A 22,806-nucleotide genomic window follows, 5' to 3' on the forward strand; every position below is an offset into this window, starting at 1 on the left:
TCAGAGACTTGGTATTCATTTATTGTCCGAAGACATTAAGAATCCATGTCACTTTGAGTGCCCACACAGATTGTCTGATAAATTGTTAAAGAGCAGTGCCGCTTCGTTTTCGCTGCGGCGCGGGGTGTGCATATTACGCTTTCCCGCTTCAGAGTCAAGCGTTTATTTTTGCTATTCTCTGCTGACCCGGCGGCGTGTGTGCCGTTGTTCCGTGTCAGTGGAGGCGCATTATAGGGAGTAATTCTGAACCTGCAAGGATAAAGTGAAATTTATTTACTGACCGCTCACTTTCCAGGCAAAACCGACTCCAGACCTCAATTTTCGCCTGGTTTTTAAACAAAAACGAGCCGCAAGCGGCTCGTTTTTGCGTTTTGTGACTTACTGCACTGCCACAATGCGATCGTCGTTGGCTTCCAGACGGATAACTTTGCCAGGAACCAGCTCCCCGGAGAGGATCTGTTGCGCCAGCGGGTTTTCGATCTGCTGCTGGATAGCGCGTTTCAATGGACGCGCACCGTACACCGGATCGTAACCATTCTTACTCAGCAGCTTCAGCGCATCGTCGGAGATGTGAATTTCATATCCACGCTCTTCCAGACGTTTGTACAGACGCTGCAACTGGATCTGCGCAATCGACGCAATGTGTTTCTCACCCAGAGGATGGAATACCACCACTTCATCAATACGGTTGATGAACTCCGGACGGAAGTTATGGCTTACCACACCCAGCACCAAATCCTTCATATGGCTGTAGTCCAGTTCACCGAAACGTTCCTGAATCAAATCGGAACCCAGGTTCGAGGTCATAATGACAACCGTATTACGGAAGTCGACCGTTCTCCCCTGCCCGTCGGTCAGACGACCATCGTCCAGCACCTGAAGCAGGATGTTGAACACATCCGGATGCGCTTTTTCCACCTCATCCAGCAGGATGACGGAATAAGGACGACGACGCACCGCTTCTGTCAGGTACCCACCTTCTTCATAACCCACATATCCTGGAGGCGCCCCGACCAGACGCGAGACGGAGTGTTTCTCCATAAACTCGGACATGTCGATACGCACCATCGCATCGTCGCTGTCGAACATAAAGTTAGCCAGCGCTTTGCACAGCTCGGTTTTACCGACACCGGTCGGCCCAAGGAACAGGAACGAACCAATCGGGCGGTTTGGATCGGACAGCCCTGCACGGCTACGACGAATAGCATTCGATACCGCTTCAACCGCTTCATTTTGACCAATCACACGATTGTGGAGATCGTTCTCCATGCGCAGCAGTTTTTCACGCTCGCCTTCCAGCATGCGCGCCACCGGAATACCGGTCCAGCGGGCAAGCACTTCCGCAATCTCGGCATCCGTCACTTTATTACGTAACAGACGCATCGTTTTCCCTTCTGACTGCGTCGCCATCTCAAGCTGTTTTTCCAGCTCAGGAATTTTGCCGTACTGCAGCTCAGACATTCGCGCCAGGTCACCCACGCGTCGCGCCTGCTCAATGGCAATTTTTGCCTGTTCGAGTTCAGCTTTAATAGTCTGCGTACCGGAAAGGGAGGCTTTCTCGGCTTTCCACTCTTCTTCCAGCTCAGAATACTGGCGCTCTTTATCGTCCAGTTCTTCATTGAGCATATCGAGACGTTTCTTACTGGCTTCATCAGACTCTTTCTTCAGCGCCTGCTGTTCAAGCTTGAGCTGAATGATGCGTCGGTCGAGTCGGTCCAGCTCTTCCGGCTTCGAGTCAATCTGCATACGAATGCTCGACGCCGCTTCATCAATCAGGTCGATCGCTTTATCCGGCAGCTGACGGTCAGCAATATAACGATGCGAAAGCGTCGCCGCCGCAACGATGGCCGGGTCAGTGATCTGCACATGGTGGTGCAGTTCATAGCGCTCTTTCAGACCACGCAGGATCGCGATGGTATCTTCAACGCTTGGCTCGGCAACAAACACTTTCTGGAAACGACGTTCCAGCGCAGCATCTTTCTCAATGTACTGACGGTACTCATCCAGCGTAGTGGCACCGACGCAGTGAAGTTCACCGCGCGCCAGCGCAGGTTTCAGCATGTTCCCGGCATCCATCGCGCCGTCTGCCTTACCGGCACCAACCATGGTGTGCAGCTCATCGATAAACAGAATAACGTTGCCTTCCTGCTTCGCCAGGTCATTAAGCACGCCTTTCAGACGCTCTTCGAACTCGCCGCGGTATTTCGCACCGGCCACCAGCGCGCCCATGTCCAGCGCCAGTACGCGACGGCCCTTCAGACCTTCCGGCACTTCACCGTTCACAATACGCTGCGCCAACCCTTCAACGATGGCGGTTTTACCGACCCCCGGTTCACCTATCAGTACCGGGTTGTTCTTGGTACGACGCTGCAGTACCTGAATGGTACGGCGAATTTCTTCATCACGGCCGATCACCGGGTCAAGTTTGCCCTGTTCAGCACGCTCGGTCAGATCGACCGTAAATTTCTTCAAAGCCTGACGTTGGTCTTCGGCTCCCTGATCGTTCACGCTTTCACCTCCGCGCATATTCTCAATCGCCTGAGTCACATTGGCGGTGGTCGCACCGGCGGATTTCAGCAGGTCGGTCAAGGTACCGCGTGATTCAAGCGCCGCCAGAACAAACAGCTCTGACGAAATAAAATTGTCCCCACGTTTTTGCGCCAGCTTGTCGCAAAGGTTCAGGACGCGCACCAGATCCTGCGACGGCTGAACGTCGCCGCCGGTCCCTTCGACCTGCGGTAAACGGCTCAGCGCCTGATCGATAGCGGTGCGTAACTGGCCAGCATTAATGCCAGCGGACGTTAATAAAGGACGTACCGATCCCCCTTCCTGATTCAGCAAGGCGCTCATTAAATGAAGAGGTTCGATAAATTGGTTGTCGTGCCCCAGTGCGAGGGACTGGGCATCGGCGAGAGCAAGCTGGAATTTATTAGTAAGACGATCCAGACGCATAACTCCTCCCATAACAGGTCAAATTTGCTACTGGAGATTAAATGAGGTCATCCCTCAATTATTCAAGGTTAATGACCTGAATTATGTGAAAAGAAAACGGCACGTGCCGGATCGTCTTGATTCTTTAGGTTATATCAGCCAAATGAAACTTGCCATACGCCCCGTGGTCTTGTCGCGGCGATAAGAGAAAAAATCACCCTTTTCGGTGAATGTACAGCGATCGCCGCCGAAGATCTGCGTTATGCCGACGCTGTTCAGGCGCTGACGAGCAAGCTGGTAAATATCGGCCAGATATTTATCTCCAGAAGGCAGGAAGGCGTCCGCCGCTTGCGGATCTTTATCCATAAAGGCTTCGCGAACCTCCGGCCCCACTTCAAAAGCGCGAGGACCAATGGCCGGGCCAAGCCAGGCCATAATATTGGCGGGCTCATCCTTAAAGCAGGCGACGGTTTCTTCCAGCACGCCTTCACACAGTCCACGCCAGCCCGCGTGTGCTGCAGCCACCTCGGTGCCTGCGCGGTTGCAGAACAGCACCGGCAGACAATCGGCGGTCATTACGGCACAAACGGTTCCCGGAGTATTGCTGTAAGAGGCATCAGCACGTTTAGAAGCATAGGGTTCTCCCGTCAACTTCAGCACCGCCTTGCCATGAACCTGTTCCAGCCAGACCGGATTTGAAGGCAGGTTCCCCGCAGCAAACAGACGCCTGCGGTTCTCTTCCACGTGTTCCAGGTTATCGCCACAGTGTGCGCCGAGGTTCAACGACGCCCACGCGCCCTGGCTAACACCGCCAATACGGGTTGAACTGCAGGCAGCCACGCCAGCAGGCAATGGCCACTCCGGGACAATCAGTTTGGTCATAACCAGTCCACTTGATCCTTATGTTCTTCGAAATCGGCACGCATGGCGTCAATAAGGTCCACCATATCCTGCGGGATAGGCGCATGCCACTCCATCTGAATGCCGGTGATAGGATGGTAAAGACGCAGCATGGTCGCGTGCAGCGCCTGACGATCGAATTTACGCAATACGCTGATGAACTCATCCGATGCGCCTTTAGGCGGGCGAGGACGACCACCGTAGACCTGATCCCCCACCAGCGGATGGGTAATGTGGGCCATATGCACGCGGATCTGGTGAGTACGTCCGGTCTCCAGACGCAGACGCAGACGCGTATGAATACGGAAATGCTCCATAATGCGATAGTGCGTCACCGCCGGTTTACCCATCGGATGCACCGACATATGGGTTCGCTTGGTCGGGTGACGGCTGATAGGCTCTTCTACCGTCCCGCCAGAGGTCATATGCCCAATGGCTACCGCCTCATACTCACGGGTGATTTCGCGCAGCTGCAGCGACTCCACCAGACGGGTCTGAGCAGGAACGGTCTTCGCCACCACCATCAGACCGGTAGTGTCTTTATCGAGACGGTGCACGATGCCCGCGCGCGGAACATCCGCGATCGGCGGATAATAATGGAGAAGTGCGTTAAGTACCGTACCGTCAGGGTTTCCCGCCCCCGGATGAACAACCAGGTCGCGCGGCTTGTTGATCACCAGAATGTCATCATCTTCATAGACGATGTCCAGTGGGATATCCTGCGGCTCGAAGCGGATTTCCTCTTCGATTTCAGCATTGATGGCGACAGCTTCCCCACCTAACACCTTCTCTTTTGGTTTGTCCCAGATCTTGCCGTTTACCATCACGCGCTGGTCAAGGATCCATTCTTTTATGCGTGAACGCGAATAATCAGGGAACAATTCGGCCAAAGCCTGATCTAAGCGTTGACCGAGCTGATTTTCGGAGACTGTTGCGGTGAGTTCTACTCGTTGTGCCATAAACTGCTTCTTCGTTTAACGTTGGGTTTTACGGCTTTGCCGTTTAATATAGTGTGCTATTGTAGCTGGTCTTAATCGGGAGCAGGAACAGAGTTTCTCCCGGACAAACATTTGAGGAAAGTCAAAACGTCATGACGCGCATGAAATATCTGGTGGCAGCGGCCACGTTGAGCCTGGCTTTGGTGGGCTGCTCCGGTTCAAATGAACAGGTCCCTGACAATCCGCCGAATGAAATCTATGCGACTGCACAACAAAAGTTGCAGGACGGTAACTGGAAACAGGCGATAACGCAACTGGAAGCGTTGGATAATCGCTATCCATTTGGTCCGTATTCGCAGCAGGTACAGTTAGATCTCATCTACGCATACTATAAAAATGCCGATCTGCCGCTGGCTCAGGCAACCATCGATCGTTTCATGCGTCTGAACCCGACTCATCCTAACATCGACTACGTGATGTACATGCGCGGCCTCACCAACATGGCGCTGGACGACAGTGCGCTGCAGGGCTTCTTCGGCGTGGATCGTTCCGACCGTGACCCGCAGCATGCGCGTGATGCCTTCAATGACTTCTCCAAGCTGGTGCGCGGCTATCCGAACAGCCAGTACGTGACCGACGCCACCAAGCGTCTGGTATTCCTGAAAGATCGTCTGGCGAAATATGAATACTCCGTGGCGGAATATTATACCCGCCGTGGCGCATGGGTTGCCGTGGTTAACCGCGTAGAAGGTATGCTGCGTGATTACCCGGATACTCAGGCAACGCGCGACGGCCTGAAGCTGATGGAAAATGCTTACCGTCAGATGCAGATGACCGCTCAGGCGGAAAAAGTGGCGAAAATCATCGCCGCGAACAGCAGCAACACCTGATTTTGCCTCAATGCAAAACGGCAGCCCGAAGGCTGCCGTTTTTTTATTCGTTTCTGAACGTCGCTGAAGCGCGTTAGCCTCAACACATCCTGTCAACTATGGCCCCAATTTATGCCTTCTACAAGGTAAATCTCACCTCTTCCTGCCCTGCCTCACAAAAAAAATTCCCTGACAAAAACCGACAAAATAACGTGATCTAAATCACACATTTTGACATTAGGTCGGGTATGCTGGAATCACCAAGACGGAAAGACAAGAGGTAAAATTTATGACAATGAACATTACCAGTAAACAAATGGAAATTACTCCGGCAATTCGCCAGCACGTCGCAGACCGTCTCGCCAAACTGGATAAATGGCAAACACATTTGATTAATCCACATATCATCCTGTCCAAGGAGCCGCAGGGTTTCATCGCTGACGCAACTATCAATACTCCAAACGGCCATCTGGTCGCCAGCGCAAAACATGAGGATATGTACACCGCTATTAACGATTTGATCAACAAGCTGGAACGGCAGCTCAATAAAGTGCAACACAAAGGTGAAGCCCGTCGCGCCACAACGTCGGTGAAAGACGCCAGCTTCGCGGAAGAAGTTGAAGAAGAGTAATCCTTTAAATTGAGTGTACCGCCAACGCGCCTTCGGGCGCGTTTTTTGTTTTTTATTGACAGGGTGAAAACAGTACGGGTACTTTAACGGTATCACTCACAGGATGACTTTATGAAACTTACGCCGTTCTTCTTCGCATTCTTTTTTACCTTCCCCTGAACGGGAGGCGTTTCGTCGTGTGATAAAGAATGCGAAGACGAACAACAAGGCCTCCCACACCGGGGGGCCTTTTTTATTGATAACGATAAGATGAGACAGGCAACACTATGACACCGGAAAACCCGTTACTGGATCTGCGAGTAAAAATCAGCGCGCTGGATGAGAAACTGCTGGCGCTGCTGGCCGAACGCCGCGCCCTTGCCGTTGAAGTGGGTAAAGCCAAACTGGACTCCCATCGTCCGGTCCGTGATATCGACCGCGAGCGGGATCTGCTGGAACGGCTCATTCAGCTCGGCAAAGCGCATCACCTCGATGCCCACTACATCACCCGGTTGTTCCAGCTCATCATCGAAGATTCCGTTCTGACCCAGCAAGCGCTACTCCAGCAGCATCTCAATAAAACCAATCCGCACTCTGCGCGTATCGCTTTCCTCGGGCCAAAGGGCTCCTATTCTCACCTGGCCGCACGTCAGTATGCCGCTCGCCATTTCGAAGAATTTATTGAAAGCGGCTGCGCGAAGTTTGCCGACATTTTTAACCAGGTCGAGACCGGCCAGGCGGATTACGCCGTGGTGCCGATTGAAAACACCAGCTCCGGCGCCATCAACGATGTCTACGACTTGCTGCAGCACACCAGCCTGTCGCTGGTCGGCGAGTTGACGATTCCTATCGATCACTGCGTGCTGGTATCCGGTTCAACGGACCTGAACACGATCGAAACCGTCTACAGCCACCCGCAGCCGTTCCAGCAGTGCAGCCAGTTCCTGAACCGCTATCCGAACTGGAAAATTGAGTACACCGAAAGCACCTCGGCGGCGATGGAAAAAGTCGCCCAGGCGAACTCTCCCACCGTCGCGGCGCTCGGCAGTGAAGCGGGCGGCGCGCTGTATGGTTTACAGGTGCTGGAACGCAACCTGGCAAACCAGACGCAAAACATTACCCGCTTCGTGGTGCTGGCCCGCAAGTCAATCAATGTGTCTGACCAGGTACCGGCCAAAACCACGCTGCTGATGGCCACCGGCCAACAGGCCGGTGCGCTGGTTGAAGCCCTGCTGGTACTGCGTAATCACAACCTGATCATGACCAGGCTGGAATCGCGCCCAATCCACGGTAACCCGTGGGAAGAAATGTTCTACCTCGATATCCAGGCCAACCTGGAATCTGCTTCCATGCAGAAAGCCCTGCGCGAGCTGGGCGAGATCACGCGTTCCATGAAAGTGCTGGGCTGCTATCCGAGCGAAAACGTCGTCCCGGTCGATCCGATCTAACGTTCGATAAAGCGGCTTTTCTTCATCCCTGCCACGCTCACCGGCAGGGTGAAGATGGCGCCGGAGAGAGGATATTTCGCCACCTCCTCCGCATCCATATTTTCCCGCGTGGTGGTAATAAACAGCGTTTTCATATCATCGCCGCCAAAGCAGACCATCGTCGGGCAACGTACCGGCATGCGGTATTCTTCCAGCAGCTCCCCTTGCGGTGAAAAACGCGCGATGCGCCAGCCGTCAAACAGCGCGCTCCAGTAGCAACCTTCCACATCCATCGCCGCGCCGTCCGGTATCCCCTCGCCCTCTTTAAACTGACGAAACACCTCTCGCTTACCCGGTTCGCCCTGCTCATCAAGCGGGGTGCGGTAAATCACACCGTTTGGCGTGTCTGAGGTAAACATCCACTGCTTATCCGGGCTAAACGCTAAGCCGTTGTGCCCGTGAATATCGCACTGGATCACCTTCGGCGTCAGGTCGTTGTCGACGCGCATCAGCAGGGCGCCGTTGTAATCTCCCGGCCCCCAGAACGTGCCCGCATAGAACCGGCCCTGATGGTCGGTACCCCCATCGTTAAAACGCGCCAGCTGCGGGTTAGAGGGGTTGTCGCACACCTTGCGCTGCAGAAGGCCATGCTTATCGGCAAGCCAGATGCCATTGCGCATGGCGACGATAAACCCGCCGCGCTCGCGCAGCGCGAAACAGCCCACCTCCTCGTGGAAAGAAAGTACGGTGTGTTCCGCCGTCGGCAGATGGTAGCGGTGGATCTCTCCTTCCAGAATATCGGCCCAGTAGAGCGCGTGCTCGTCGGCGCTCCACGTCGGGCATTCAGGCAAATGCCCGGTGTAATTCAACAGCAGCTGCAGTTCGGCCATGACAGTTCCCCAAAATAAAAAAAGCCAGCATTGCTGTTTTAATTTTAGACGCAATACCATGAAACAAAGGGATTTGTTTCTAACAATGTCGACACATCGAAAACGCGGCCCTATAAATTAGAGCCGCTTCACTAACTAAGAATCAACAAACGGCATTTAAGCCGGTTTTATTTCATGCGACACACCCGGTTATCAAGTCCTAATTTCTCACCCAGTAGATGCAGGCATGTGTAGAAGGTAGTACTTCAGCACCTGCGGCAAACTAGGTTCAGTGTATGAAAAGACCCGTTTTTGTTCCAAGCATGTTTTAAGAACTCGTCGAAATAATAGTATCGTCAATATTTCTCCGGTGTCATATTCTTCAGTAATTAATGCAGACATGCACAGTTATATTCTGACATCTATTTTACCGTGATTTTTCCCACTACATTCAGCGTTCTGAACGGATAAAAAACAATTATTTCTGTACGGTATGTCCGCAATAAAAGTGTTCTGCGTCGGCATACCCGGCTGGATAAACTCCAATTTGCTGCACATTTCTTGCCCCATTTAATTGGTGCAAGAAATAATTCCGGGCCGTTATCTATGCGAAGCATGGCCGGATACCCAAGATTTGCCACGATCCAGTCGAGAACACGTACCACTGTCTGAGCAAGCAAACTCAGATTGATTTCAATCGACCACGTCTCATGGATAAATCAACAACATTAAACGTGCTGAAGCGACAGCCACAGACCTAGGCATCATGTATGAAATCAACTAACCAGCTATGATTCAGCGCATGCAACCATTGTTTGCCCTTAGGGCTAAAATGTAGCTTCCGCAGACAGTAAACAAGGTGGATCCTTTTGTGATTCAAGGAATATAATTCCCACCGCAGAATCTGGAAAAGTTTCGGAAATCTGTATAGTGGATACAGCTCTGCCACCGTCTGCAACAAGACAAACGGATTCGTTACGCTTGGTATCCGGAGAATAATGGTAAACCAATCTACTCAGGTTCAGACTCCGCCAAGCCTGACGGATACTGAGTCCAAACTGCGCTATCAGGTTTGTGACCAGCTCATGCTTAAAAACTGGTTTAAAATATTTTCTTCGAGAACATCTTTCAGCGCACGATTCACCGGGCTCAGATCGGAAAACATCTGTTTGAGACGGCGGTTCTGCTCCTCAAGATCCTTAAGCTTTTTAATATCAGAAACCTTAATTCCGCCGTATCTGAACTTGCAGTTGCAGTAAGTGTAACCATTCGTCCAGATTCAACCAGTGTAATCACGGCGATGCTCTGATGCTCAATAAAATGGGCTTTACGGATAGAGCTCTCCTTAATTGACAGATCGATTATGCTAGAGGTTCTCTAAATGTGAATGGCACTATTGTGCTGGATACCTACACAGAACATAGTCGGACTACTGCCCTACCGCACAATCTTAAACCGAACATGCACCTTTCATCGCATCAAGCTTAACTTTTGAAGAATCTGTAAATTCTAAATTACTTAATGTAGTTTAGGTTGACCTATGTGTATTGAAGATCCTTGCCGTTTAGGACGAAGAGCAGGAAATAGTCTCATTATGCATGACGCAATTAATGTACAGGCTTGGTTAGCCTAGTATTATTGCAAGCAGGAGAAAAATATTATTGGTCGTATTTTCAATTGTTCATTTAGTACTTGCAGCTCATCAGCTATAACCGAGTTTACACTGCAATGACAATATCAGGAGTTGGTAATTATATTGCCAAATAAAACCCTATATTTAAATAGCCCGTCTAAAACCCTTGGGCAATAAAAAACCCTTTGAAATTATAACATCATGCTAATTTATAAAAAATAGGAAATATCACAACTAATCAACAAGAATTAATGTTGTTATGAATTTACTTAACTCGCTGTCAACATATACTAATAAAGGCATCAATATACTGAACATGGGTATTATTAATGAAATATAAAAAAATCATTATTGTATTATCTATATTGCCAATGCCCTTAATGGCATTGGCTGAGAGAACTCCGAATGAAGAAAAAACAGTTGTAGGGTATGCAAATCATAACGGGCAATTATATAACATCACAGCAATATATGGGAATACAATATACTACACTGTACCAATGGGAACTATAACAATTAACACAAGGGATTCTTCTGGCACACATATACAGGTTTCTTTTGATTACGCAGAATATGTTCGAGAAGCATTTAACGAATGGGCACCTGCAGGAATAAGTGTTCAACAAGTGCCGGGAGTTGGAACGGAAGCACGAGTCGTCTTATTCGGTACATCTAATTACGCAGATAACTCATTAGGCAGTACCATCTTCGACCCGTCAGGAAATACAAGAATGAGCATTGACTTAGGTTCATTTAATAAATTTATTATGAATAACTTTGACAAACTCAAGTCTCGGAAAGCGATCCCAGAAAATATGAGCCCTGAAGAATATATCAAACTAAAACTAAGGATTACCATAAAACATGAGATAGGTCATATACTTGGGCTGCTACATAATAATGAAAGTGGTACATACCTTACACATGGCGTGGGTCAGGAAATAGCCCGTTGTAGGCTCCTGAACCAAGCACCTTCAATTATGCTAAACGGTAGTAACTATGATTACATTGATCGTTTAGCACGTTATTTAGAACGACCAGTTACTGAATCTGATATTGGTCCATCAAGAAATGATATTGAGGGGGTTCGGGTAATGAGAAGAGGAGGTAATAGGAATTTGTTAACAAATCAATTTTCGTGTCTGGGTTTAGGATTGGCATTTTCGCGGTCAGGAGGAGATCTGTAATTAATTACACAAACAACAGTCACGGCCTTAAATAACATTGTTCAGGTTTAATATGAAAAATAAAACTTATAGAATGATAGCCTACAGTTTGCTGCTGTTACCACTGTTTGCTAAAGCGACACCTCAAGATATTACATCACTGTGTAACGAATACCAGAACACTCAGATTTATTATCTAAATAAAGAAATCAGGACATATACTGAGTCTTTAGCGGGGTACAGAGAAATGGTTATTGTTTCATTTAGCAGCGGTGAAACATTCCAAGTAGAAGTTCCCGGCAAACAGCATTTAGAATCGCAAAAAAGACCATTAGAAAGAATGAAGGATACGTTAAGAGCAGCATATTTCACAGGAATAAAAGTCAGCAAGATTTGCGTATGGAATAATAAAACACCAAATTCAATCGCAGCAATCGAACTAAGCTATTAAATTGCCATTGCTTTTAATTGAAAGGAGAAGTGTGGATAACACTGCACTTCACCTTTAATTAAATATAATCTGATAGATGATACGATAAATTAATCACAGAACTGTAATTGTTCTGATATAATAGACAAGAGTAAATAACTGCTAACTTGGCATCACGAACACCGTATCCTGCGGGTCATTAACGTACTGTAATCCCGCGTCTAAGTCTTTACGAATAATTCATCTATACCATTAATTTCCTGACTGTCTACTGAGGAGGCTCACGTGCTCAACCACAATAAACTCTCGTACGTACGCGGGCTATCGGATATGTAGCAACTGCCGTTATCGGTCAGCTATCCTACCCCATGCGAGATCATCATGTTTAACCAATCCATTTATCTAGACTTACTCTCGGAATGCCCTCCATCGTTAGCAGCCAATTCCTCCTGTGCTGATACTTCAGCTAATCATCTCCCGATTACAGCAATCCATCCTGAACACAATTCGCTCCCCATCATGGTTCCAGTGCGCATTTTAAGATGCCTAAGAACATATGGCATCAGCGTGATCACCATGTCGGATATGATTACGATTTGTTTTCCAATACCCGATTTACCCTGCTGCAGGTTAAGGCGGAAAAGAGCCAGTACACCCTCTAAGATTTTATCGGCTATTATTCGCCTTCAATCTGCGATTTAGATGTGCTGTGCTGTGCTGTGCTGTGCCATCATTATTCGAACGATCGCTGTATTTCGTTGTGATGGAAGTCAATTTTTTTATTGCTACTTTACTGCTATGTGCCATCCTAGATGTTCGCTTGCCTTATCAGACTTTCATAAGGATTATAACTACGAACCATGCAGTTACTAGGTTAAGCAGTTCCCGAGGTATAGCATGGTGGTAGTAATGAATAAACTGACCAACGTTAAGGGAGGTATAGCAGCACAGACAACTGTTAGAATACATGCAGTTGCGCAAAATAATCACTAGCATAAAAAGGAATCGGTTAGGCACCGTTCAGTCGCATAAATATGTTTCCGGCATCATCAGAAAATAGTCAAACAGGAAATAAATTTCGACATCTCTGAAGAAGCAATAATGATCTGTTGATAATATCCTTGTGTTTATACGTAGACATTTTCCCATGAGAATCTAAGTCGTGAGACGAACATATGAAAGACTATAGACCGAGTAGCTTTTAAAAGCCTGAAAAACCACTTAATTATAGGACACTATTTATTAAAATTAAAAGAGCATTCGCATGCCAATCGCCTACCCCAAACACAGGAGAATGGATGCGAATACTGTACAATGCTTCCTTTCGGTAAAAAATTAAAGGATATATCAAACCCTATTTCAGGAGTGAAGGGATGTCTCGACGCTTATTCGAGTAAAGAACAATTGCTCTCTGCATCTCTATTCCACGACGGATTTATAGTAGGTACTTTTGAAAATAAAGGGTCTTGAGTAAAAATTCGTGTACGATTTCAGAATCGATCGACTATCGATATGGTCCGCGGGAAATAGAGACAGGGCCAGAGCCTTTTTCTTAACTTTAGCTGAAAAAGAATGCTAGCGTTGATCTACTGGTCTGCTGTTCTTTTGTTTCGCAATAGGGTCTGATTAAAAATGCACCTTACTCAGTTGATGTACAACTTTTTGGGTGCAATTCATAAGCGAGTATTCATAGTGCATTGGATAAATGCATTACACTGATTAGTACAAAATAACAATTACTGAATTGAAGTATTTTTTTACTGCATTAGTATAAATATCATCAAACATAATTAAAAAACCTTTAGAATTAACGAAGAAACAATGTAATACCTGCCGAGTTTTGACAAATAGAACTAATTCTCGCTATATCAGTGCTACTACCAGGAAGAGATTGTCCACCGCCATTTGCTTGTTTGCCAATAACAGAATCACCAAAATTTTTCGAAATAACGGCGACACACTGGTTGTAAGCATCGTTTTGGCTGAAAGAATTCGGGATCCAATACTGTACAGCTACACAATGACCAACCTGCCCAGAGGGCTCGGCACAAGGTGTACCAAAAACAGAAAAGACCCCAGGGATACCATTTACTGTCACACCTGTAGAACTCTGACCAAGTCGGTTTTTAATCACTTTTACTTCACCTCCAGGAAAGAATTTTTTGAGAACCTGATAACCATTGTCACGCTGGAGCTCAAGATATGCTGATTTTGGTTGATTGACATAAAGTGAATTTATATGTTGAGAAATAGATATAAACATCTCCGTTACTTTGCTGTTCTGCAAATTTTCATTGGCAGTTGACATGTAATACATGACACCAGAAACAACTATTGCAGAGAGAGCAAGAACCATTGAAGCCTCAATTAGGCTAAGACCAAGCTGTTTTGCTTTTTTGCAACTGGTATTTTTGCGATTATATGGAGTACTGTTATTCATTTTAATGACCGATAAAATACACAATTTTAACTGTGAAGCATAATTCAATATAAATATGACATGATTTGTGTAAAATAAAAATGTGAATTAACCCATAAAAAGGTGAAAAAACACAACTTATTTCCCAAAAAGAATCAGCACCAATAGTAAAAAAATGTAAAACAGGAAACAGAAGCGATAATAAACTATAAATATAAAAATGTTATCGGTAACATCACCCACGCATAGGTATTTTCCCATTACAATACAAACTATAAGGGTAGATTTCCACTTGGAATGCTATCATTAGTTTAGTTAAAGTTTTTAACGAAATAATTACAACTTAATGTAAGATTCATTTTTAGCAGACTCATCATCTGTTACAAAGTGTATTTTTTATAGGCGCTATTCTTGAATAAAATATTTGATGATTTAATAAATAAGTTAGGTAGCAGGTAAAGAATATGAATGACAAAATAATAAAAGCAGGATTTGTAATGACGGAAAGTTTTATAAAAGAAAGTATTTCAAACGTAATTGAACAAATCGAATGTGTTAATGTTGAATGGAATGCAATACGTTCAAATAAAATAAAAGATTATTACCTTACTTGCCCGGTTGATATTCTCATTGCTGAGTACAAAAAAGGAAGCTATGATGAAAGTTTATCAATTATAAGAAGAATAAGAGATCTATCCTCTAAAGTAAAAATTGTTTTTTTTACGGATTTAAAGGATTATGACAGTATAAACACATTATTGAATAAAGGCGCGAATGCTTTTATAGCATACTCGAACAACAGAAAGAGTATCATAAATGCAATTAATAAAATTCTGCTTTTCGGTAAAGAATATATTTGCTCTGAACTTAGTCATGAAATCATGAAAATCAGGTTTACCAAAGAGTATAACAAAACTCTTAAACTTACATATTCAGAACTAAGAGTAGTTGATTATCTCTGTCTGGGTCTAAAAATAGAAGAAATATCTAGGTTATTACATAAAAGCCATAAAACCATAAGTAATCAAAAATTATCAGCGATGCAAAAGCTTGGTGTCAAAACCGATATAGCGCTATATAAAAAATTTAACCACATAGATTAGATGTGACGGAGCACAGCTTTATCCACCGAATCTCTCATAAGCTTTCTTGACTTTTTCTATATATCTGTACTTATACGTGGGGTTTTGGGAATGATATCTTCCAACCCCCGCCCATATATCTCCGTTTTCATCTGAAATTGCTTTCGAAAGTATCCATGTACCCACATAGATATTAAAACATCCATCATTGGCCAATGTTTCATGTGCAACCTGCTGATTACCAGAGAAAAAAGTATTACTAACAAGTTTAAGCCATGCATGAGTATTTATTTGCATAATACCTAAATCTTCACTTCCATTTTTATTAACTGACACTGCTCCAACACTTCCTCCTTCAACAGATATTATAGATAATAATATCTCTGGTTGAATATGATTGACTGTACTGGCATTGAGTAAACAAAATGTCAACGGAATTGTAATAGACATAAGAAAAACCCCAAAGAAATAGCAGGCCCCATAGGGACGAATAGAATTTTATAAAACCTTAACGGTAACGAATAAAAAATAAAAATAAGTGAAGAACTTATTATAAATGCAAAGCTATGCTCCAGCCCAAGCCAAGCGCCTGCCGCAGTGGCTAGTGCAATATCACCTCCGGCAAACACATCTTCATTTTTAAGAAACCCTACAAGTTGCATAGAGAAGTAAGTTACGACAAAGCAAAAAAAGGCCCCATAAATTCTGAATAAAGGATCAGAACAGAACTCAGGGCATAATAATCCTGCCCAAAATAACGGATAAGTAACAACAGAAGGTAACCACATTTCTTTAATATCTATTAATGTCAAAAAAATCAAAACATATAGAATACATAAGAGAATGAGGAAATGTTGGCTATTATCATAGACTAAATATAGAGCGAGACTCCCCCCCCCTACAGCCAGTTCTATGAGTGGGTATTTAATACTAATTGAAGCATGGCATGCTCGACACTGACCTTTCGAAATGAAATATCCAAAAAATGGAATTAAAGAATACCATTTCAACTTAATCTTACAGAAGTCACAAAATGAAGAGGGATACCAAATAGATAAATGAGGGATAGGATCCTCCCTCCATTTAAGTTGATGTGGTAGACGATCAACTGCAAGACAAATAAAGCTTGCGACTACACTACCAATCCAATATATAAAAAAGAAAAGCATAACGTTACCTAGATTGTTCAGCTGCTAAATTCATACCTCTCGAAAGGAGGATCTTTTGACTTTCAATTTCATTACTTAAAAGTTCTAGCTTCCCTGAGCGTATCTTCGATACGATTGCAGGAATTCCTCCAACATACAACATGTTGGCCTTTAAAATACGCTCACCTGTTGTGGTAAATGCGAGCTCTTGATGAATAACACAAAGTAAGCCGTCCCCTAAAATAGACCGGACTAGTTCAATATCACCTTCGCTTGCTGCTATTTGCTGTAAAGCATAAATTGCCCCTTGGACAGTGTTACCATGAATAGTAGAAACAACAAGGTGTCCGTTGACCGCGGCACGAATGGCTTCTTTAGCAGTCTTAGCACTGCGTATTTCACCAAGAAAAATGTATTTAGGGTTATAACGCATTGCTGAAATCATGGCGTTTTCATACCCACCGGCTTGTCGCGCATCAACTTGATACCAAATACCCTGTGAACTTTCTCCATAACAACCCTGGACAGGAATTTCAGGTGGATCTTCGATTGCTATTACGATATCACCAAAAGTAGAAACATACTCTTTCAGCAATGAATATATTGTTGTCGATTTCCCTGACCCCGTGGCCCCTGCAATTAGGATCATTCCTCGCTTGTTTCCAAGACATTTTAAAGTATTTAACATAGCTGAGTTGAACCCCAAACTATCCAGTTCTGGAATAGGCAATTTTAAACGCCGCAAAAAGTATCCAATACCATCAACTGTTTCGACAATGGAAACACGAAAAGGAATATTCTGATATGAATAAAAAAATTCGTGTTCGCCCTTATCCACTCGAATATCAAGCTCAGATACTATCTTTTTTATTTCAGGATGATAAATTTCATCAACTACAGTTATAGGATTACTGGCACCTTTCAGATAACGAAAGTGATAACCCTTGTTACTAATTAACAAGTCTGCAAAATAAATATTTTTTAAACTCATAATAAACCTAGTTAAACTGTGCAGCATTGCTTATTTGCTGCTGTAAAGAAAACATTCCAGAAACTATCCACATAAATACTCCACCCATTATAAAAATGGCTGCATTTTTGAGGATATTCATCTGACTTGAAATAAATTCGACACTCTCTTCTTGCCATTGTCTTGATAAGCGTTCCAGCATCATTTCGAACCCATCAAGCGCTGCATATGAACGTATATCCATAACCATATTCTTCGAAGGGAATGAAAACCCAGATAAATATAAAGCTTCTCCAATATTAGGAGCCCCATTTAGAAGAATTAACCTAACAACAGTTAACCTTTCTCTGTACCATGGGGAAGCATTACGGCATATAATACGTATTGCTTCTGGTGTAGGAATGCCGGCAGCAATTAATGATGACAAGGATAATAAAAAGCCACAACCAATAACAGAGCGGTATATAGACCATGGCGGCAATTTATCGAACTTGCATCGTATTTTTCCTGTCCAGTATGGGAGAGTGAATATAATAATTGCGCTCAAAATTATAAAAAAAACAATAAAATATGTTAAATAAAGCTGAACAAACATCGCAAGATAATACATCAACCGCCCTGCACCCTGCCATTCTGTAAAGGGTAAAACCTGTTCAAAGGCTGGTACCACTTTCGTGCCAAAGATATATAAAAATAAACACGTACTAAGTAATAATACAACAGGGTAAATAATGCCAAAAAGTGCAGCCCTAACTTTCTTCTTTGTTGTGAATATGTATATTATATTGGTAATTGAATCACTCAGATTACCGGAAATTTCACCTGCAGCAAGTATGGATAATTCGTCTTCAGGAACCCAGCCTTTTAGGGCTTTGGTTAACGAATCACCATTTCTGATTGATATGGACCACATATGAATAGCTATCGCTTGTGGCGTTTTAGTTTTCTTTCCAGAATCAGTGGTAAACTTATATAATTCGTCCAAAGCAAATGTTAGGGGAACACCATTTGCCAAATATCTTGATAGCTTTTCATAAACACGCATTCTTAGTTTCGATGTAAAAAGCATTTTAGCAAAAGCCAACTCAAAGTTAGACATTATAATTGCCCCCTAAAAAACATAATTCCTTTAGATGTTCTTTTCTATCATTACTTAGCAACTCTAATTTTGCTATCTTATGTATTGCATCAAGAACATAGATCTCGCCAGAAATAACTTTCATCCAAGCGTGATCTTTCATAGTTATCCCAGCTAAATTTGACTGCCAATAGTTAACTGCTTCATTTCGCTTACCTTGATCAATTAAGCTGAGAAACATCTGATCAGGTTCAATTATTTCCGCTATAATAGTTCTTCCAGAGTATCCAGATTGACATTGATCGCATCCGTCATTATTGGGGAATCTCACCGACTGATAATATCCCTTAATAATTTTTTCTTCTATTTCACTTAGTTCATTTGATTTCTTGAACAATTCATATGTCAGAGAGCAATTAGGGCATAGTTTTTTAACAAGTCGTTGTGCAACAAGACCAGTTACTAGCTCAGGGTCAATTAATTTAAAACTATCTACTCCCTGATCCTTTAAACGATCGAATATAGAGACGGCACTGTTTGCATGTAATGACGTCCAAACCTGATGCCCAGTCATAGCAGCAGTAAAAACCAAATTGATTACTTCTGCATCACGAGCTTCGCCAGGCATAATGATGTCTGGGTCTGAACGTAGTGCCGCAGTAATAGCTTTTCTGTATTCTGTAGCACGCTCTTCCTCTGTATCAACGTTCGTTATAGGTAATTGTGCTGTACCAGTAATTTCATATTCAGGTGGATCCTCAATACTAATGATATTTACTTTAGCTTTTTTTTCAATATAAAGTAGTTCAAGTATATTTTTTAATGTAGTAGATTTTCCTGAGCCAGTAGGTCCAGAAATAATATTCACACCAATTGGTAACTGTCTTAAACGTTTGAATGCTTCAGCCTGAAGAGGATGGAAGCCATATTTTACAGGGTCAAGAACATCAATGTTTGTAATACTCGTTTTCTCAACATAGAGAAAACGTGCGATCATATAGCGGCCACCTTGACCTAAGGGATTAAACTGAAGACGAATAGATTGTAATCTATCCGGTACAGAAATCCTCGATTTAGACGCCATAATCCTTGCAGCTTGATAAGAATTTAGTTTATAGGTTGAGTCAGCATCTTCAGCTGTATTATATAAAGCAGCTAACAGACTATGTCCTATCTCGGCTTCTATTTGGCGAAGAAGGAACATATCGCCATCTTTTCTGATGAAAATTTCAGCTTCGTCAGCATAAACTTTAATATGCAGATCGCTAACATGAAGTTCACAGCACTCATGGATTAAATCAGAAGCGATCTTCTCCATTGGGAGTGAGGAAGCTTGAGTAAATTTTTTTTCTTGTTCTTGATATAATAATCTAATATCTCTTAGCGATACTTTAAAGCATGTTATGTTTTGTATACCCTTACGTATTGCCACTTCTCTCAGGAAACGGACAGAAGGATGCCCAACATGCTCTCTTGATATAAGGAAGTCACCATTTTTATAAATTATACATATTTTTTTCTGCTCTTCAGTAGCTTCGATTAACCCTCCCTTTATAGTTACAATATCAGATATATTCTTTCTGAATTTTAGCAAATCTTTCTCATCAGCCGTTTTAAACTGTTCAACTCCCATGTTACTATTTTTCATTAACCACCACCAATTGTGTAAGGCTCCAATATTTGCTTTTTGTTGTTTATGGACGAAAATACCGTAACTTTTCGTTGATTAATTTCGACAACATGAATATCATCATTTATAGTATCTCCTGCTTTTACAATACGCAATCCTGCGCCACCACCATAAATTTTAGCAACATAACCTGTTCTTCCTGAAGAATATATAGTTAAAACCGTTATCTTATCAACGTTATTATTGCCTGATTTTTTCTTTAATTCATCATTTTGAGCCTTTAGTTTTAACTCGAAGTTTTCTCTTTGGAGTTCCTGAAAAGTTTTTAACTGCTCCGCGTAATTGCTTACATTAACTTCAGGCAAGGGAGATTGTTGAATCACTGATTCTTTATCAGCAGCTAAAGTGCTTTGCGAAATAATAAGACAGATTGCCAGTAATAGCCTCATTCTTACCTCCCCCAAAATCTCCCCTCAACCCTCCATGTGGAGGCACCATAGTCGTACAAAATTTGCTCTAAACATAACCCGTAGACCTGATTTAAAATTGCTAGGAACATTACAGGGTCAGCATGTGTAGTAAAAGTGAAATTTCCAGTAAATATTTTAGATATGTTATCCTTTAAATTTGTAGTTTCATTGAGTTCGATATCAATCTCTGTGAATGATTGCTCAAATGAATTTTTTAGAAATTTTTCAATATCACTGGCTTTAAGTAAATTCTTAGGGTCTAATTTGCCTTTCTCATAATAAATTAGCCCGTCAAAACTCCATGCAACAGTCGCTTGATTATCTGATACAAATGAAGTTGATGGATTATCATTAAATGATTTAGTGCTTGCATCAAACCATAGCAATAACCCATCTCTTTTTTCTAGTGAAAAACTTATACCTTTTTCTGTGCATATTATGTTTTGTCCTATCTCCCACCCAGGTACCTTTGAAATATCAAACAACCTTTTTCCTATCGAACTAATACATTGTGTTAAAAAAGACTCTGGTTTTATCTTCCCACCCCAGGGATAGTCAAGTTCCATAACTGGTTGTTCATCAGGCGGCATTTGTTCTACTGTAGCAATAACATTGATATCAGTTTCATTTTTAGTTATATAAGATTTTACAACGTCAAAAATAATAAAAGCAATCGGTATGAGAAGAATTACTGGAACATACCTTCGGGCACCTAATGCTTTTATCCTTTTCCCTTTGCCTGAAAAAAGCTCAGAGAAATCCACCTCACTACTATTTGCTACTCCCCACTCACTTGGACAATAAATACGGTCCCATTCTCTCAAGTACAGAATATTATTAAAATTAGAAATTACATCGTCGTTATTTATAGAACATTTATCAGCATAGACAATACCATCCCGATCTATCGCGAACATAATCCAGATATTTCCATCAGGCGTACATGCTGCACATACAGAGCCTTCATTGATGTTGACTTTACTCAATAGTGTTTCTAAGCCAACTTTATGGCCTATTCTTTTATCTGCTATCGCATATTGCCTACCCCCAAGAGTATCCATTTTGCAATATAGCTTCGAATCTAATGATTTGGCACTTGCTTTCAGTGATTTTATAAAGTCATCATTTATATGGACTGTGTTCCAGAGCAAATTTACAGCATATTTCTTTCTCTCAATCTCAACGATACCGGGGATTAATTCCGTATTAAAATGGTGTCCTGTATTCTTTTCTTTTCTGTGCAGAAACATATTAATCCTTATCTACATTAATCACTGTAGGAGTAATACAAATAACGATGACGTTTCTTTCATTAGTACTTCTTTTACCTCCACCAAGTAACTTAAAGTCAGGACGCCCTACACCTTGGTCAGCTGTTTCATCTCTTTGTTGCTCGTATCCTGCCAATACCAAGGTACTTCCATTTCTTAAAAGACTTGATTGCACAAAAGTTCGCTGATCAACATTTGGTAGCTGTATTGTGGTGCCAGATACCGTAACCGCTTCAAAACCATTATTGCTTCCTGCCAACGAAGATATATTGATTCCGTATTGTAACAATACATTGCCATTATCCATGACTCTCGGTAACAGGTTCATCGAAAATCCAGATGAAATGCTTGAAGTAGAAACTGTTGATGTAGATGCCGTTTGGCCAAGTGTTGTTCCTATTTCAGAGACATATGTTCGGTCGTTACCTACTTGTAGTGGAACTGGTTGTCCAGACATAGTTGTTACGGAAGCTGATGTTACAATGCTTACCTTTCCGGCACTGGCTAACAAATTCATAATTACACTGTTGTTTGTATCCTGATCTCCGTTAATAAAACCACTTAATGTAGGAGAATTAGCAACTGCAAAATCATTTGAAAGTGCGCCCAAAACTTTTCCACCACTCGATAGAACACCTTTTAGGGACATAGCTAAATTATTACTGTCAGTAGTATTAACAGAATAGACAACAACATTAACAGTCACCTGTCTGATGAGCTCTTTATTTAGCTCATCAATATAATCAGCAACTCTTTCCATATTAGAAGGTGTCGTTTGAACTACAACCGAAGATGTACTTGTCGATATATTAAACGTTCCTCTATTCCCTATAATTATTTTTAGATTTTTCTCTAAATCCTGCCAAAAATCAAGCGTTAGATCAATATTAAGAGATTGCGATCCAGTACTACTTCCTCCACTTCCAGTGCTATTCCCCCCTCCTCCTGAACCACCACTGCCTCCA

General features: G+C 43.3%; 20 protein-coding genes, 1 pseudogene and 1 other annotated feature. Of the genes and pseudogenes, 7 read left to right on the top strand and 14 right to left on the bottom strand.

All coding sequences use genetic code 11. The annotated features are described in order from the left end of the window. Positions 1–378: 378 nt before the first annotated feature. The 3 genes from clpB to rluD all read right to left on the bottom strand — a co-directional run bounded on the left by clpB (position 379) and on the right by rluD (position 4,790). The gene (gene clpB, locus ACMWJS_RS22160; RefSeq protein ID WP_069720410.1) at positions 379–2,952 is read right to left on the bottom strand and encodes an ATP-dependent chaperone ClpB; all 2,574 of its coding nucleotides are present in this window, start codon (positions 2,950–2,952) and stop codon (positions 379–381) included. A gap of 129 nt (positions 2,953–3,081) precedes the next feature. After that, positions 3,082–3,813: a purine nucleoside phosphorylase YfiH gene (gene yfiH, locus ACMWJS_RS22165; protein ID WP_414747584.1), complete on the bottom strand. Its 732-nt coding sequence runs from the start codon at positions 3,811–3,813 to the stop codon at positions 3,082–3,084. Continuing rightward, positions 3,810–4,790: a 23S rRNA pseudouridine(1911/1915/1917) synthase RluD gene (gene rluD / locus ACMWJS_RS22170; RefSeq protein ID WP_008502468.1), complete on the bottom strand. Its 981-nt coding sequence runs from the start codon at positions 4,788–4,790 to the stop codon at positions 3,810–3,812. Before rluD ends, yfiH begins: the two co-directional genes overlap by 4 nt. A gap of 131 nt (positions 4,791–4,921) precedes the next feature. Here rluD and bamD point away from each other — a divergent pair, with 131 nt between their 5' ends. The 4 genes from bamD (at position 4,922) to pheA (ending at position 7,696) form a co-directional block, all read left to right on the top strand. Continuing rightward, positions 4,922–5,659 carry an outer membrane protein assembly factor BamD gene (gene bamD / locus ACMWJS_RS22175; RefSeq protein WP_023308867.1) on the top strand — a complete coding sequence of 246 codons (738 nt, stop codon included), beginning with the start codon at positions 4,922–4,924 and terminating at the stop codon, positions 5,657–5,659. A 268-nt stretch (positions 5,660–5,927) separates the two neighbouring features. Then, on the top strand, positions 5,928–6,269 hold the full coding sequence (gene raiA / locus ACMWJS_RS22180; protein ID WP_008502470.1) for a ribosome-associated translation inhibitor RaiA: 342 nt from the start codon (positions 5,928–5,930) through the stop codon (positions 6,267–6,269). Between the two features lie 110 nt (positions 6,270–6,379). Next, positions 6,380–6,505 (top strand) — a sequence feature (Phe leader region). Beyond that, positions 6,381–6,428: a pheA operon leader peptide PheL gene (pheL, locus tag ACMWJS_RS22185; RefSeq protein WP_100249759.1), complete on the top strand. Its 48-nt coding sequence runs from the start codon at positions 6,381–6,383 to the stop codon at positions 6,426–6,428. (Overlaps the previous feature by 48 nt.) A gap of 30 nt (positions 6,506–6,535) precedes the next feature. Beyond that, entirely contained in the window at positions 6,536–7,696 is a 1,161-nt protein-coding gene (pheA, locus tag ACMWJS_RS22190; RefSeq protein WP_414747585.1) for a bifunctional chorismate mutase/prephenate dehydratase, read from the top strand. Here the strand turns inward: pheA and ACMWJS_RS22195 are convergent. Together ACMWJS_RS22195 and ACMWJS_RS22200 are read right to left on the bottom strand one after the other, a co-directional pair. Further along, on the bottom strand, positions 7,693–8,565 hold the full coding sequence (locus ACMWJS_RS22195; RefSeq protein ID WP_414747586.1) for an SMP-30/gluconolactonase/LRE family protein: 873 nt from the start codon (positions 8,563–8,565) through the stop codon (positions 7,693–7,695). The genes pheA and ACMWJS_RS22195 overlap by 4 nt on opposite strands. Positions 8,566–8,900: 335 nt before the next feature. Next, positions 8,901–9,879: pseudogene (locus ACMWJS_RS22200) on the bottom strand (IS3 family transposase). Positions 9,880–10,506: 627 nt separating this feature from the next. Here ACMWJS_RS22200 and ACMWJS_RS22205 point away from each other — a divergent pair. Both ACMWJS_RS22205 and ACMWJS_RS22210 read left to right on the top strand, forming a co-directional pair. Continuing rightward, the gene (locus tag ACMWJS_RS22205) at positions 10,507–11,364 is read left to right on the top strand and encodes a hypothetical protein (RefSeq protein ID WP_334756202.1); all 858 of its coding nucleotides are present in this window, start codon (positions 10,507–10,509) and stop codon (positions 11,362–11,364) included. Positions 11,365–11,416: 52 nt separating this feature from the next. Continuing rightward, positions 11,417–11,794 carry a cholera enterotoxin subunit B gene (locus tag ACMWJS_RS22210; protein WP_334756201.1) on the top strand — a complete coding sequence of 126 codons (378 nt, stop codon included), beginning with the start codon at positions 11,417–11,419 and terminating at the stop codon, positions 11,792–11,794. Positions 11,795–13,580: 1,786 nt separating this feature from the next. Here the strand turns inward: ACMWJS_RS22210 and ACMWJS_RS22215 are convergent. Then, positions 13,581–14,213 (bottom strand): hypothetical protein, encoded by a 633-nt coding sequence (locus tag ACMWJS_RS22215; RefSeq protein ID WP_414747587.1) that lies wholly within the window; start codon positions 14,211–14,213, stop codon positions 13,581–13,583. Positions 14,214–14,656: 443 nt separating this feature from the next. On the opposite strand from ACMWJS_RS22215, the gene ACMWJS_RS22220 reads away from it, so the two are divergent. Continuing rightward, positions 14,657–15,295, top strand: coding sequence for a LuxR C-terminal-related transcriptional regulator (locus ACMWJS_RS22220; protein WP_334763544.1), 639 nt, complete (start codon positions 14,657–14,659; stop codon positions 15,293–15,295). An 18-nt stretch (positions 15,296–15,313) separates the two neighbouring features. On the opposite strand, the gene ACMWJS_RS22225 is transcribed toward ACMWJS_RS22220, so the two are convergent. From ACMWJS_RS22225 to ACMWJS_RS22260, 8 genes are all read right to left on the bottom strand, one after another. Continuing rightward, positions 15,314–15,724, bottom strand: coding sequence for a lytic transglycosylase domain-containing protein (locus ACMWJS_RS22225; RefSeq protein WP_334756215.1), 411 nt, complete (start codon positions 15,722–15,724; stop codon positions 15,314–15,316). After that, on the bottom strand, positions 15,703–16,443 hold the full coding sequence (locus ACMWJS_RS22230; protein ID WP_334756214.1) for a prepilin peptidase: 741 nt from the start codon (positions 16,441–16,443) through the stop codon (positions 15,703–15,705). The genes ACMWJS_RS22225 and ACMWJS_RS22230 overlap by 22 nt, the downstream gene beginning before the upstream one ends. 4 nt (positions 16,444–16,447) lie before the next feature. Next, the gene (locus ACMWJS_RS22235) at positions 16,448–17,440 is read right to left on the bottom strand and encodes an ATPase, T2SS/T4P/T4SS family (protein ID WP_414747588.1); all 993 of its coding nucleotides are present in this window, start codon (positions 17,438–17,440) and stop codon (positions 16,448–16,450) included. Beyond that, complete coding sequence (locus ACMWJS_RS22240) at positions 17,421–18,491, bottom strand: type II secretion system F family protein (RefSeq protein WP_334756212.1); 1,071 nt, start codon at positions 18,489–18,491, stop codon at positions 17,421–17,423. The genes ACMWJS_RS22235 and ACMWJS_RS22240 overlap by 20 nt, the downstream gene beginning before the upstream one ends. After that, positions 18,484–20,118, bottom strand: coding sequence for a GspE/PulE family protein (locus ACMWJS_RS22245; RefSeq protein ID WP_334756211.1), 1,635 nt, complete (start codon positions 20,116–20,118; stop codon positions 18,484–18,486). Before ACMWJS_RS22245 ends, ACMWJS_RS22240 begins: the two co-directional genes overlap by 8 nt. After that, positions 20,118–20,549 (bottom strand): hypothetical protein, encoded by a 432-nt coding sequence (locus ACMWJS_RS22250; RefSeq protein ID WP_334756210.1) that lies wholly within the window; start codon positions 20,547–20,549, stop codon positions 20,118–20,120. The genes ACMWJS_RS22245 and ACMWJS_RS22250 overlap by 1 nt, the downstream gene beginning before the upstream one ends. Before the next feature lie 2 nt (positions 20,550–20,551). Further along, the gene (locus tag ACMWJS_RS22255) at positions 20,552–21,820 is read right to left on the bottom strand and encodes a hypothetical protein (RefSeq protein ID WP_414747589.1); all 1,269 of its coding nucleotides are present in this window, start codon (positions 21,818–21,820) and stop codon (positions 20,552–20,554) included. 1 nt (position 21,821) lies between these two features. Then, positions 21,822–22,806 (bottom strand): secretin N-terminal domain-containing protein (locus ACMWJS_RS22260; RefSeq protein ID WP_414747590.1); only part of this gene is annotated, 985 nt, incomplete at its 5' end.

The sequence above is a fragment of the Enterobacter sp. HK-058-C-ECC genome, from assembly GCF_047531125.1.
GTDB lineage: Bacteria > Pseudomonadota > Gammaproteobacteria > Enterobacterales > Enterobacteriaceae > Enterobacter > Enterobacter quasiroggenkampii.